Here is a 13023-nt window from a genome sequence, read left to right as displayed (position 1 = left end):
GGCCTGTTCCGACAGAAGAGATCGAGGAGACACCATGCAGTTTCCCGTCACAGTCATCGACCAGCTCGACGAGGACCAGCTCCGCAAGTGGCACGACTTCTACGGGGTGACCGCGGACCGGCCCCGCTTCGAGGAGGAGGGCATCTGGCGGCGCACCCAGCAGAAGGAAACCGCCGCCAACTCCGGCTGGACCGGTGACGGCGACGCGCGCCGGCGGATCGTCCACTACTGGCACCAGTACGGGCTCGTGGACACCACCGCGGCTCCAGCGCTCGCCATGACGCAGATGTACCTGTACCACTCGGTGGCAGCTCCCAGGAGCGAGATCGACGAGGCGTGGGAGCAGAACCACCTGATGCTGACCGAGGGCGGCTGGAAGCAGGTCGGGGCGGGCCGGTTCGAGCTGGGTGACCTGCGCGTACACATGGTCCGCTACGAGGAGCACCCGGAAGACCTGCGGGCGCGCCGCGCGCTCCCGGCCGACTACGAGGTCATCGACACCACGTTCACGTCGGTCAACACGTTCCCTCCGCGGGCCGTCCGGCGCCGGCCGTGGGAGGTCCTCACCCACGGGGTCCGCGTCAAAGACGCCCCGGGCCGCCCCGTCTACGCAGACGACCTGGCGCAGCTGACGGACTTCCTGCCGTTCCAGGTCGAGGTCGGCTGTGGCGTCTCCTACGAGGCCGGAATCCCGCCCCTGCACCGCCTCCACGAGATCTACCACGTCAACGAGATCGAGGACGAGCTCCTCGGAAAGGGCTTCACCTTCGTGCTCGCCCCGGGACGGGACCCACTGCTCGCGGAGATGTTCCTTCAGACCGAGGACAAGGTGTGCGAGCTGTCGGAGATGTACCGGACCTGCTTCAACGCCGAAGTCACCCCGGCCCTGCACGCACTCAAGCGCATGGAGGAGGCCGGGCACATGGTGGGGCCGTTCATCACGAACAACTTCGACGGCCTGGGTGCGCGCGCCGGGTTCGAGGAGCAGTTCATGCGCCGCTACGACCAGCGGATCCCGCCGGTCACCTTCCACCCCGACGCCAAGGCCTTGATCGTCATCGGCCTGCACGCCGACCGGCGGTGGGTGGCCAAGCGGGCCCGCGCAGCCGGACTGAAGGTGTTCCTCGTCGACCCGGAGGGATTCCCCCGTCCGGACGGATCCTGGTTCCCCTATCCGCTGGAGGCGCCGCAGACCGGTGACGTGGTCGTACGGCAGACGGCCGCCCACGCGATCGGGGAGCTGGAGCGCCTGCTGAACCTCGGAACCGACAAGGCCTGACACGCGGGCCGGGGAACGGCGCTAGCCTCTGGGAGCTGTTCCCCGGCCCCGCATGCGAGGCCCCTCCCGAAGTGAGAGTCAAGGAATGCGCGTTTCAGTGATCGGCTGCGGACATCTCGGCATCCCGCACGCGGCCGCGATGGCGGAACTCGGCCACGAAGTCATCGGCGTGGACGTCGACCAGGCCAAGGTCGACCGCCTCAACGCCGGCGAGTGCCCCATCTACGAGACCGGGCTGCCCGAGCTGCTCGCCCGCCACACCGCGAGCAGGCGCCTGCGGTTCACCACCGACATCCGCAAGGCCGCCGCTTTCGCCGAGCTGCACTTCATCGGCGTCGGCACCCCCATCGACGCGGACGGCCGTTCCTACGACACCGGGCAGGTCTACGGCGCGATCCGCCAGCTCGCCCCGCACCTCGACCAGCCGTGCACGATCGTCGGGAAGTCCACGGTCACCGTCGGAACCACCGCCCAGGTCACCACCCTCGCCCAGCGTCTGGCACCTGCCGGCGAAGCCGTCGACATCGTCTGGAACCCCGAGTTCCTCCGCGAGGGCCACGCGGTGGAGGACACCCTGCGCCCGGACCGTCTCATCGCCGGGTTGACCACCACCGCGGGCGAGAAGGCGATCCGCGCCGTCTACGCCCCGATCCTCGACGCCGGCGTCCCCATCTTCGTCACCGACCCTGCGACCGCCGAGCTCGCCAAGGGCGCCGCAAACACCTTCCTCGGCCTGAAGATCAGTTACATCAACGCCGTCGCCGACATGTGCGAGGCCGCCGGCGGCGACGTCTCCCAGATCGTCGACATCCTCGGCATCGACCCGCGCATCGGCAGCGGCGGCATGCGCCCCGGCATCGGGTACGGCGGCGGCTGCCTCCCCAAGGACGTCCGCGCCTTCACCGCCTCCGCCCGCCAGCTCGGCGCCGACCGGGCCGCAACCCTCCTGCGCGCCGCCGAGGAGATCAACGAGTCGCGGACCGACGTCGCCATGAACCTCATCAACAGCGCCCTGGCGGGCCGCCCCCTCAAGGGCACACAGGCCACGGTGTGGGGAGCCGCCTTCAAGCCCGGCACGAACGACGTTCGTGAGTCCCCTGCCCTCGCCCTGGCCCAGGCCCTCCAGCAGGCCGGTGCCACCGTCACCGTCCACGACCCGCAGGCCGTGGCCACGGCCGTGATCCGCAACCCCGAGTTCGACTACACCGACGACCTCCCCGCCTCCCTCGATGACGCCGACCTTGTCGTCCTGGCCACCGAATGGCCCGAGTACCAGCAGGCGAACCCCGCGGCCCTCGTCAAGCGCCCGGCCACCCCCCTGCTCGTCGACTGCCGCACCACGCTCGACCCCGAGCCCTGGCGCACGGCGGGCTGGACCCTCCACCAGCTCGGACGACCCGGGAAATAGAACGGGGCCTCGGCGGCGATGGCCCACGAACACCGCGGTTCAGACCGCCGCGCTCATCGCGACCCGGTCGCCGCGGGCCGGGCTCAGGAGCCGCCCGTGCAGCCGCTTGAGCTCCGCGGAGGGCTCCAGGCCCAGTTCCTCGGCGAGCAGCCGGCGCACCTTCTGGTAGGCCTGCAGGGCCTCCGCGCGGCGGCCGGCGGCGCCGAGGGCGCCGATGAGCCGGCTGTGGAACCACTCGTTGAGCGGGTAGTCGTTGATCAGCTTGCGCAGCTCCGGTATGGACTCGCGGTGCCGGCCCAGCGCCTCCTGGGCCTCGATCCGGGTCTCGAACGCCCTGATCCGCAGCTCCTCCAGGTGCACGATGTGCCCGGCGAGCACGTCGCCGGCGGGGAAGTTCGACAGGGCCGGCCCGCGCCACAGGTCGAGCGCCTGGCCGACCGTGCGCAGCGCCCGCTGCGGCTCCTCCTCAGCCAGTTCGTACCGGGCCCGGGTGACCAGCCGCTCGAAGATCCGTACGTCGACCTCGGAGTCCTCGACGCGCATCACGTACCCGGACGGGCCGGTGACGATCAGGCAGCGGCCGGCGGGCGCGAGCTGCTCCTGGGTGAACATCCGGCGCGCGTGGTAGACGTACGTCTGGAGCGTGGTGACGGCACTGCGCGGGGGGTTCTCGCCCCACAGCTCCCGGATCAGGGCCTCGGCCGTGACGACCTCGCCGGGCCGGGTGAGCAGCAGCGCGAGCGTCTGGCAGACCTTGGGGGTGCCCGGCTCGTAGGTCCGGCCGTCGTCGGTGACGATCTCGAAGGGGCCGATGAGATTGAAGCGCATGGAAGATGACTCCTCATCAGCGAGAAGAGCAAAAAAACAGGACGGCTGGAATCAATAGAAGTGTCTTGTGTAGGGAATGTGCACGTCAACGGCGGCGATGTCAGAACGCGGTCAAGCTGCGTCAGAATTGAGCCACCTACTGGCCGGTTTTTCCTCCACCGCCGAAAAGCATCCGGAAAACAGCCGAAAAACACGAAAGGACGGCCGCCCCGCCGGAATTCTCCGGCGGGGCGGCCGTCCTCATTCGGGCCGCTCTCCCTTACTCAGGCACTCACTCGCCGAGCAGGTAGCGGATGTGCTTGACCAGCTCGCCGATGTCCTCGCGCAGCAGGCTGTAGTGGTCGGCGTCGAGGTCGATGACCGTCGGCGGCTCGGCCGAGTAGCCGCTGCTGTTCTCCAGGAACGAGTAGTCGTCGCCCACGGCCTTGAAGATGCTGATCGGCGCCTGGAGCGTGCGCTCGGCCAGCTCGTGGAAGCTGTACTCGAATTCGTAGGTCTGGCCCACGACCGAGATGATCCGGCGGGCCAGCTCGACGTCGATCCCCTTGAGTTCGCTGATGAACTCGGCGAAGGACGCCTCGTCCGTCACCGTCTCCAGGCACCGGTCCAGGTCCGGACCGGAAATCGTGCCGGTGAAGACGGAGAACAGGATCGTGGTGTAGCCGCGGTTGGCGAAGGACGCCTCACGGCCCCACACCTTGCCGTTCTCGGCGCGGACCTTCGGGGAGCCCGGGGCGATCAGGAAGAGGTTGTCCACCTTCTCGCCCGCCTGCTCCAGCTGGTAGGCCGTCTCGAAGGCGACACGGGCACCGAAGGAGTAGCCCCACAGGGTGTAGGGGCCGGCCGGCTGGATCTCCTTGAGGGCCTCGATGTCCTTCTTGGCCATCTCGGTGATGGTCTCGTACGGGGTCTCGCCCTCGTTGATGCCGTAGGACTGGACGCCGTAGAACGAGCGGCCGAGGCCGATCTCGCCGGCCAGGCTGCGCAGGTTCATCGGGTAGCCGCCCAGACCCGGCCAGCAGATCACGGGCCGGGCCTTGCCGGTCTCCGCGTGCAGGCGGACGAAGCGCGAGGACTCCTGGGCGACCTCGCGCTCCAGGCGGCGGGCCAGCTTCTCGATGGTCGGGGACTCCAGGACGCTCTGCAGCGGCAGGGAGACGCCCAGGCGGGAGTTGAGCTCGCGCACCAGGCCGACGGCGATCAGCGAGTTGCCGCCCGACTCGAAGAAGTCGTCCTGGACGGAGGCGTTCTCGCGGCGCAGGGCCTTCTCCCAGACGCCCGCGATCTCCTTCTCCGTCTCCGTGCGCGGGGCGACGAAGGGGCGCTCCACGAGCTCGGCGTTGACCTGGTCGGAGGCGGCGAGCGCCTTGACGTCGATCTTGCCGTTGGCGGACAGCGGCAGCCGCTCGAAGACCACGACCCGGTTGGGGATCATGTAGTCCGGCAGGAAGCTGACGAGGTCGTCGCGGATGAGCTCGGCCGGACCGCGCATGTGGACGCTGTCCTCGCGCATGCCCTCGTGGCTGACCTGCTCGTCGCTGATGCGGCCGCCGACGAAGAAGTACATCGGACCGCTCTCGACGCCGTTCGCGGCCAGGACCGCGTCCATGCGGCGCGAGGCCGGCAGCGGGTTGCCCGTCTTGGAGCTGTAGCCGGAGGACATGAAGCCCAGGTTCAGCCCGTTCATCATCAGGTGCTGGAGCTTCTTGCCGAGGGTGACGTACTTCAGCCACTCCTCCTCGGCGCGGCTGTAGACGCTGATGCCGAAGCTGGCGGCCTGGTACACCGACTGGTTGATCGCGATGACGTGCTTCTTGAGGACGATGTCGTCCGAGAAGCGGGTCAGCTCGCCGTTCTCGTAGCGGTACTGGCCCTCGGGCAGGCCGGCGATCTTGTTGCCGTGCGTCTGGACGTAGACCTCGGCGTGGTCCTCGCGCGGGCCCGCGTGCGGGACCAGCTCGAAGGTGCCCAGGTAGTAGTCCTCCTCGGCGACGTCGAGCAGGTCCTTGACGGCCGGCTCGTAGGCGCGGTCGTGGATGTCCAGGCCGTAGGCCGGCAGGATCTGCTCGAAGAGGCCGACCATGTGGCCGGTCTCGATCTCCAGGACCTCGACGATGTTGTTCTTGTAGACCGGCTCGATGCCGCTCTTCTTGCCGATGAAGTGGATCTGCGCCGTCGGCTTGCCGGTGGCCTCGCGCTCGCTGATGAGCACGAGCTGGTGGCGGACCGGCTGGTAGTAGTAGTAGCCCGGCTTGAGACCGCCGACGCCCTCCAGCTCGAAGTACATCTGCGTCGCGTACAGCGCGCCCGGGGAGGCGTAGCCGTACTTCGGCAGCAGGCGCTCCTCGCTGATGTACTGGCCGAACCAGCGCAGGATCTGGCCGAGCTCGGCGGGGGCCAGGTCGGCCGCCTTGCGCGAGTAGCCGGCGGTGACCGTGGCGCCGAGCAGGCCGAGGAGGTCGGCCTGGGTGACGGGGCCGCCCTCGTAGAAGCGGTACGTCTTGCGGGCGAAGACGCGGGCGCGCTGCTCGGGGGTGGGCTCGGAGCCCTCCAGGTCGAAGGCCGGGCGGGCGGCCAGCTCGGCGTCGTCGCGCAGGCCCGGGTTGGACAGCTGCGCCTTGACCTGGAGCTTGCTCTTCTTCGACGCGTGGTGGGAGCCGTGGTTGCCCTGGTCCATCAGGGCGGCTTCCTTCTCGCTGAGCTCGATGCAGGCGATCAGGTTCTGGAAGCCGGTGCGGCCGTCGTTCTTGACGATGACGGCGGCGTTGCGGACCCAGTCGTGGTTCTCGATCGCCAGGGAGATCTCGTCGAGCTCGACGCGGTAGCCGCGCAGCTTGACCTGGTTGTCGGCGCGGCCGGCGAACTGCACCGTGCCGTCGGCGTTCCACTGGCCGAGGTCGCCCGTCTTGTACAGGCGGACGGGCTCGGCGCCCTCCTCGAGCTCGATCTCCAGGAAGCGCTCGGCGGTCAGGTCCTCGCGGTGCAGGTAGCCGCGGGCCAGCTGGATGCCGCCGATGTACAGCTCGCCTATCTCCCCCACGCCGACCGGCTTGAGGGTCTCCTTGTCGAGGATGTGGTACGTGGTGCCGTGCACCGGGGAGCCGATGGAGATGGACTGCGGTCCCTCGTCCAGGTCGGCGGGGTCCACGGGGAACGAGGACGAGTTGATGGTCGTCTCGGTCGGCCCGTAGACGTTGATGAGCGCCCGGCCGGGCATCTCCTGCGTGGTCTGGATCGCCAGCAGCCGGGAAAGGGCCTCGCCACCGCTGAAGATCTGCTGGAGGGAGACGCACTCGGGGAACTTCTCGGTGTCGAGCAGGCCCTGGAGCAGGGTCGGGACGCACTGGAGGGTGGTCACGTTGTGCTTGACGATGGTCTCGATGAGGCCCTCGGGGTCGGCGTAGACGCCGGGGGCGCCCATGACGACGGTGGCGCCGTTGGCCGGGGAGAGGATCTCCCACTGGGCGGCGTCGAAGCTCATCGGGGTCTTCTGCAGGATCACCTTGCTGCGGTCGATCGCGTAGGTCTCGCGCAGCCAGCCGAGCTGGTTGACGATGCTGCGGTGCTCGATCATCACACCCTTCGGCTTGCCCGTGCTGCCGGAGGTGTAGATGACGTACGCGAGGGTGTCCGGGCGGGCGCCGCCGGCGGCCGGGGCCTCCCGGCCCTCCGGGCGGACGAAGGCCTCGGACTCGCGCAGGGTCACGATGGTGACGTCCTGCGGGGCGAGTTCGCGCAGGCGCGAGACCAGGCGCTGCTGCGCCAGGATGATCTTCGCCTGGCTGTTCTCGATCATGTAGCGGAGCCGGTCCTCGGGGTACTCCGGGGACAGCGGCAGGTAGGCGGCGCCGGCATTGAGGATGCCCCAGGCGCCGACCATGAGGTCGATGGACGGCTCGACGAACAGGCCCACGCAGTCGTCCGCGGAGACACCGAGGTGCTCCAGGTAGTCGGCCAGGGCCGAGCTTCTGGACGCGAGCTCGCGGAAGGTGAGCTTGTCGTCCCGGTAGGCGACCGCGATCGCGTCGGGGTGCTCGGCCACACGCTGAGCGAGCAGGCCGGGCAACGTGTTGGTCCCCTGCAGGGTGGGCTCGAGCACGCTGGTCTCCTGAAGAGTCATTTCCCGCTTCCTAACGTTCCGTTGTGGAGCACGGGCGCGGTCAGCGCCCCGGCTGCCGGGCTCCCGGTGCGGGCGAGCCCGGCGGACGACGCCTCACCGCGAAGCGTGGGGGGTGGCGTCCGCACGGGGCGGACGCCGCTTCGAACGCGGTGGGTGCCGGTGGCCGGGCTGCAGCCCGGCCGGGAAGTACCGAAGAACTGAGGGGCGCAAGGGCAAAGCCTCACCACCCGGAAAGACCGGAACGGCGCGGTGCGTGCGGCCGCCTCCCCCTTCGGACGGACGGGCCCCGTGGGACCCGTCCGCCCGGGCGATCACCGGCTCTGCAGGAGCCGGGTTACTGATCCGTTCTCGAACACCGCGCGCGAGGCGCCCGCGATGAGCGGGGCGATGGACAGGACGGTGACCTTGTCCAGTCCGAGGGCCCCGGGCACCGGCAGGGTGTCCGTGAACACGAACTCGCTGACCCGCGAGTTCTTGAGGCGGTCCGCCGCGGGGCCGGAAAGCACCCCGTGCGTGGCCGCCACGATGACGTCCCTCGCCCCCTGGGCGAAGAGGGCGTCGGCGGCGGCACAGATCGTGCCGCCGGTGTCGATCATGTCGTCGACCAGGACGCAGACCCGGTCGTGCACGTCGCCGACCACCTCGTGGGCGGTGACCTGGTGGGCCACGTCCTTGTCGCGCCGCTTGTGGACGATGGCCAGCGGAGCGCCGAGGCGGTCGCACCAGCCGTCGGCCACGCGCACGCGGCCGGCGTCGGGCGAGACCACGGTCAGGGCCTCGCGGTCCACCTTGGAGCCGATGTAGTCCGCGAGGACCGGCATGGCGAACAGGTGGTCCACCGGGCCGTCGAAGAATCCCTGGATCTGGTCCGCGTGCAGATCGATCGTCAGGATCCGGTCGGCGCCGGCGGTCTTGAGCAGGTCCGCCACCAGGCGGGCCGAGATGGGTTCCCGGCCGCTGTGCTTGCGGTCCTGTCGCGCGTATCCGTAGAAGGGCAGGATGACCGTGACGCTGCGCGCCGAGGCCCGCTTCAGCGCGTCGATCATGATGAGCTGTTCCATGATCGACTTGTTGATGGGGGCCGTGTGGCTCTGGACCACGAAGCAGTCCGCGCCGCGCACGGAGGCGTGGTAGCGGATGTAGATCTCGCCGTTGGCGAAGTCGATCGCCTTCGTCTCGACCAGCTCCGTGCCCAGCTCCGCCGCGATGGCCTCGGCCAGCTCGGGGTGCGCGCGCCCCGAGAAGAGCAGCATCTTCCCGGAGTCGCTCACGCGGCGCTCTCGAGCGTCGGGTAGTCGGTGTAACCGGTGTGGTCACCACCGTAGAACTTGCTCTGGTCGGCCTCGGCCAGAGCGGCGCCGGTGCGGATGCGCTCCGGCAGGTCCGGGTTGGCGATGAAGGACGACCCGAAGGCCACGGCGCAGGCGACGCCGGCCTCGAGCGCCGCCTCGGCGATCTCGCCGCTGACCGGGACGCCGTTCTCCGGGTGCGGGCACAGCACGATGGTGCCGGTCCACTGCGCGCGCAGGGCCGCGATGTGGTCGCGGTTGCCGCCCTCGAGGATGTGCAGGAAGGCGATGGGCGGCAGGGCCGCGACGAGCGCCTCGTAGATGGCGTGCGTGTCGCCCTCGACGATGTCGTTGTACGGGTTCGACGGGGAGATGCGCACGCCGACGCGGTCGGCGCCGATGCGCTCGGAGACCGCCTCGATCACCTCGATCGCGAAGCGGATGCGGTTCTCGACGGAGCCACCGTACTGGTCGGTGCGCTGGTTGGTGTTCTCCGCCAGGAACTGGTGGAGCAGGAAGCCGTTGCCCGCGTGGATCTCCACGCCGTCGAAGCCGGCCTCGATGGCGAGCTCGGCGGCGTCCGCGTGCTCCTTGACGACCTCGGCGATCTCCTCGACCGTCAGGGCGCGCGGCTCGGGGTAGTCCAGCGGGCCCTCGGGGCCGTAGGCCTGGCCGGCCGCGGTGACGGCGGACGGGGCGACGGACTGGTGGCCGCTCGGGTAGAGCGAGGGGTGGCCGATGCGGCCGCAGTGCATGAGCTGCGCGACGATCAGACCGCCGTTCGCGTGCACGGCCTCGGTGACCGGCTTCCAGGACTCGGCCTGCTCCTGGGTGTGCAGACCCGGGCTGTTGCCGAAGCCCTGACCGGTGACCGAGGGCTGGACGCCCTCGGTGATGATCAGACCGGCGCCCGCGCGCTGGCCGTAGTAGGTGGCCATCAGGTCGGTGGCGAGGCCATCGGCGGTGGCCCGGTTGCGGGACATGGGCGCCATGACGACCCGGTTGCGCAGGGCCAGCTTGCCCAGGGTGACCGGCGCCAGCAGCTTCTCGGACATGTGTGTGTCTCTCCAGACTGAGTTCAACGCGTGGTGCGGTGGTGGTTCGTACGGGCGGGTCAGCGCCCGGCGCGCTCGGCGAGGTGCGCGGCGTGCGCCACGGCCAGCCGGCCCGCCGCCTCGGCGCAGGAGGCGAGGACGGCCATGTTGGCCTTGGCGCTGCGGCCGTCGGTGGCGGCGTCGACGGCGCGCATCAGGTACTTGGTGATGGCCTGGCCGGAGACCCCGTCGCGGGTGGCCTCGGCGACCGCGGCCCGGATGGCCGTGTCCACCTCGGCGGAGTCGATGGCGTCCTCCTCCCGGACCGGGGTGGTGATCAGGAAGGAGCTGTTGTTGCCGAGCGCCCAGTGGGCCTCGACGGCGCGGGCGATGACCTGTTCGTCGTCCAGGCGGTGGGGCGCCTTGTGGCCGCTCGTACGGCAGTAGAACGCGGGGAAGTCGTCCGAGCGGTAGGCGACGACGGGGACGCACTGCGTCTCCAGGTACTCCAGGGTCAGCCCGAGGTCGAGGATCATCTTGGCGCCGGCGCAGACCACGGCGACCTTGGACCGGGTGAACTGGATCAGGTCCGAGGAGACGTCCCAGGTCTCCTGGGCGCCGCGGTGCACGCCGCCGATGCCGGCGGAGGAGAAGAAGGGGATCCCCGCGAGCTCGGCCGCCACGACGGAGGAGGCCACCGTGGTGGCGCCCAGACCGCCCTGCGCCAGGATGACGGGCAGGTCCCGGCTGGACACCTTGGGGATGTCCGGGAGGGAGGCGAAGCGCTCGATGTCGGCGTCCGACATGCCGACGCGGATCTCGCCGGCCTCGATGCAGATCGTCGCCGGGACGGCGCCCCCGGCCCGTACCGCGTCCTCCACCTTGCGGGCGGTGGCCGCGTTGTCCGGGTAGGGCAGGCCGTGGGTGATGACGTTGCTCTCGAGGGCGACGACGGCCTTGCCCTCGTGGAGGGCCTCGCGGACTTCCTCGGTGTAGACGACGGGGATGCCGCTGCTTGCGCTCATCGGGTCTCTCTCAACTCTCGTTCAGGTAGCCGGGTCGCTTGACCAGCAGATCCGGGCGGGCCGCTATCTCGGAGAGGACCTGGGACTCCCAGTCCTCCGGGCCGACCGGCTCCAGGGAGATCGAGACGGCGTCCTCGCCGGTGGCGAAGGTCTTCGTCACGGCGGCGGTGACCGCCTCGTCGATCGCCTTGAGCTGCTCGGCCGTGAAGTCCCGCGGGTAGTGCCAGATGTGGATGTGGGGCACCGCTGGGTCCTCTCGCGAGTCGTTCGTGCAGGGGGGTTGGTGGCACACCGCGGACGGGGGAGGCCGCGGTGTGCCACCACCACTCCCCGCCCGCCTCGGGGGCGGGGGCGGGCGGGGAGTCTCGGGCGGGGTCCCGGCTTACGCCTGGACGGATTCCCGCGAGGTCTGTGGGACCGGCTCTGCTTGGGGCTTGGGCTTGCCCTTGCGCGGCTGGGCCAGGATCACGGACGCGACCACGGTCAGGGCTCCGAGGAGCTGGATCGGCGAGAGCGACTGGTCGAGGACGAAGTAGCCCAGCAGCGTGGCCGCCAGGGGCGAGGCGAAGCTCAGGAACGACACCGCCAGCGCGGGCAGCCGGGCCACACCGCGGAACCAGATCGCGTAGGCGAACAGGGCGCCGACGAGGCCGAGGTAGGCGAAGCCCAGCAGGTTCTTGCCGGTGATCTCGCTCGGCAGGCCCTCGCCGATCAGTGCGATCGGGAGCAGGACCAGGCCGCCGACGGTGAGCTGCCAGCCGGTGAAGGGCAGCAGGCCCACGCCTTCGGGACGTCCCCAGCGCTTGGTCAGCACGATGCCGGAGGCCATGCTGAGCGCGCCCAGCAGACCGGCGATGACACCGGTGGCGTTGAGCCCGGCGTTGGGCTGGAGGACCAGCAGGGCCACGCCGGCCGCGCCGAGGGCGCAGGAGATCAGGTGGATCGCCTTGATCTTGTCCTTCAGCAGGGCGGCACCGAGCAGGAGCACGATCATCGGCTGGATGGACATCACCAGCGCCGCGACGCCGCCCGGCAGGTGGTAGGCGGCCACGAAGAGCAGGTAGAAGAAGGCGCCGATGTTCAGCACGCCGAGCACCAGGGCGCGCCACCACCAGATGCCCTTGGGCAGCGTCCGGCCGATGGCCACGAGGATCAGGCCGGCGGGAAGGGCACGGAGCAGGGAGGCCAGCAGCGGCCGGCCCTCCGGCAGCAGCTCCGTGGTGACCAGGTACGTGGACCCCCAGATGGCCGGCGCGAGGGCCGTCAGCGCGGAGTCGACAACGGTACGGCTGCTCTTCATCAGGCGACTGCCGAGTCGGTGGTTCCGAAGTAGCGGTCGCCGAAGTCGCCGATGCCCGGGATCATGAACGCGTTCTCGTTGAGGCGCTGCTCGATCGAGGACGTGACGATCTTGACGAGCGGGTACGCGGCGTGGACGGCCTCGATGCCCTCGGGGGAGGCGAGGAAGTTGACGAAGACGATGTTCCCCTCCTGCACGCCGGAGTCGAGGAGGACCTCGATGGCGGCCTTGGCGCTGCCGCCGGTGGCGAGCATCGGCTCCAGGAGCAGGACGTGCCGGTCGGCGATGTCCTCGGGGAAGTTCTTGTAGTAGAGGTGCGGGAGCTTGGTGGTCTTGTCCCGCTGGATGAGCAGCTTGCCGACGGTGATGTCGGGGATGACCTGGCGCAGCTCGTCGAGCATCGAGTCGCCGGCCCGGACCACGGGCACGGCGCACAGCTGGGGGCCGAGTCTCAGGCCCTCGTACGTCTCTCCGACCGGCGTGATGGCCTCGTGCTGGTCGAACGGCAGCTGGTTGAGCGCCGATTCGAGCAGGAGGCGGATGATGCGCCGGGAGTAGAACACGAAGTCCGCGCGGGAGGCTCTGCGGTCACGGATGATCGTGTGCATGGCGCGGAGCTGGTTGGTCTGCGGCAGCGGGTGGACATTGTGGTGGCCGGTCGCCATGAGAAACCTGCTTCTCGTCGGTCGTGGAGACGTGCTGCGGCCGGGCCCGGGGCCCCGCGGGGCCCCGGGAACCGC

10 protein-coding genes are annotated in these 13023 nt (G+C 69.9%); 2 read left to right on the top strand and 8 right to left on the bottom strand.

What is annotated here, in order from left to right; translation table 11 throughout:
• Window positions 1-34: 34 nt before the first annotated feature.
• Window positions 35-1279 (top strand): hypothetical protein, encoded by a 1245-nt coding sequence (locus BX286_RS34415; protein ID WP_100865003.1) that lies wholly within the window; start codon window positions 35-37, stop codon window positions 1277-1279.
• Between the two features lie 85 nt (window positions 1280-1364).
• A complete protein-coding gene (locus tag BX286_RS34410; RefSeq protein ID WP_121017829.1) occupies window positions 1365-2687 on the top strand; it encodes a UDP-glucose/GDP-mannose dehydrogenase family protein in 1323 nt (440 codons plus the stop codon).
• Between the two features lie 39 nt (window positions 2688-2726).
• Here the strand turns inward: BX286_RS34410 and BX286_RS34405 are convergent, their stop codons facing one another.
• From BX286_RS34405 to upp, 8 genes are all read right to left on the bottom strand, one after another.
• Entirely contained in the window at window positions 2727-3515 is a 789-nt protein-coding gene (locus BX286_RS34405) for an AfsR/SARP family transcriptional regulator (protein ID WP_100865005.1), read from the bottom strand.
• Between the two features lie 271 nt (window positions 3516-3786).
• Window positions 3787-7635, bottom strand: coding sequence for an amino acid adenylation domain-containing protein (locus BX286_RS34400; RefSeq protein WP_079432348.1), 3849 nt, complete (start codon window positions 7633-7635; stop codon window positions 3787-3789).
• A gap of 311 nt (window positions 7636-7946) precedes the next feature.
• Window positions 7947-8888 carry a ribose-phosphate diphosphokinase gene (locus BX286_RS34395; RefSeq protein WP_079432413.1) on the bottom strand — a complete coding sequence of 314 codons (942 nt, stop codon included), beginning with the start codon at window positions 8886-8888 and terminating at the stop codon, window positions 7947-7949.
• A gap of 14 nt (window positions 8889-8902) precedes the next feature.
• Window positions 8903-9979 (bottom strand): alkene reductase, encoded by a 1077-nt coding sequence (locus tag BX286_RS34390; protein ID WP_079432349.1) that lies wholly within the window; start codon window positions 9977-9979, stop codon window positions 8903-8905.
• A gap of 59 nt (window positions 9980-10038) precedes the next feature.
• Window positions 10039-10983, bottom strand: coding sequence for a pseudouridine-5'-phosphate glycosidase (locus BX286_RS34385; protein WP_079432350.1), 945 nt, complete (start codon window positions 10981-10983; stop codon window positions 10039-10041).
• Window positions 10984-10993: 10 nt separating this feature from the next.
• On the bottom strand, window positions 10994-11227 hold the full coding sequence (locus tag BX286_RS34380) for a tautomerase family protein (RefSeq protein WP_079432351.1): 234 nt from the start codon (window positions 11225-11227) through the stop codon (window positions 10994-10996).
• Window positions 11228-11365: 138 nt separating this feature from the next.
• Window positions 11366-12283 (bottom strand): EamA family transporter, encoded by a 918-nt coding sequence (locus BX286_RS34375; protein WP_100865006.1) that lies wholly within the window; start codon window positions 12281-12283, stop codon window positions 11366-11368.
• Window positions 12283-12948 (bottom strand): uracil phosphoribosyltransferase, encoded by a 666-nt coding sequence (gene upp, locus BX286_RS34370; RefSeq protein WP_079432353.1) that lies wholly within the window; start codon window positions 12946-12948, stop codon window positions 12283-12285. The genes BX286_RS34375 and upp overlap by 1 nt, the downstream gene beginning before the upstream one ends.
• Window positions 12949-13023: the final 75 nt, after the last annotated feature.

Source organism: Streptomyces sp. 3211.6 (assembly GCF_003634815.1).
Classification (GTDB): Bacteria; Actinomycetota; Actinomycetes; order Streptomycetales; family Streptomycetaceae; genus Streptomyces; species Streptomyces katrae_A.
Note: the sequence above shows the minus strand (reverse complement) of the source record. Positions and strands in the feature narration are given on the sequence as shown.

What these genes read in the sequence shown, in the direction of transcription:
- BX286_RS34415 (WP_100865003.1), top strand. Translation starts at nt 35, where the DNA reads ATGCAGTTTCCCGTCACAGTCATCGACCAGCTCGACGAGGACCAGCTC.
- BX286_RS34410 (WP_121017829.1), top strand. Translation starts at nt 1,365, where the DNA reads ATGCGCGTTTCAGTGATCGGCTGCGGACATCTCGGCATCCCGCACGCG.
- BX286_RS34405 (WP_100865005.1), bottom strand. Translation starts at nt 3,515, where the DNA reads ATGCGCTTCAATCTCATCGGCCCCTTCGAGATCGTCACCGACGACGGC.
- BX286_RS34400 (WP_079432348.1), bottom strand. Translation starts at nt 7,635, where the DNA reads ATGACTCTTCAGGAGACCAGCGTGCTCGAGCCCACCCTGCAGGGGACC.
- BX286_RS34395 (WP_079432413.1), bottom strand. Translation starts at nt 8,888, where the DNA reads ATGCTGCTCTTCTCGGGGCGCGCGCACCCCGAGCTGGCCGAGGCCATC.
- BX286_RS34390 (WP_079432349.1), bottom strand. Translation starts at nt 9,979, where the DNA reads ATGTCCGAGAAGCTGCTGGCGCCGGTCACCCTGGGCAAGCTGGCCCTG.
- BX286_RS34385 (WP_079432350.1), bottom strand. Translation starts at nt 10,983, where the DNA reads ATGAGCGCAAGCAGCGGCATCCCCGTCGTCTACACCGAGGAAGTCCGC.
- BX286_RS34375 (WP_100865006.1), bottom strand. Translation starts at nt 12,283, where the DNA reads ATGAAGAGCAGCCGTACCGTTGTCGACTCCGCGCTGACGGCCCTCGCG.
- upp (WP_079432353.1), bottom strand. Translation starts at nt 12,948, where the DNA reads ATGGCGACCGGCCACCACAATGTCCACCCGCTGCCGCAGACCAACCAG.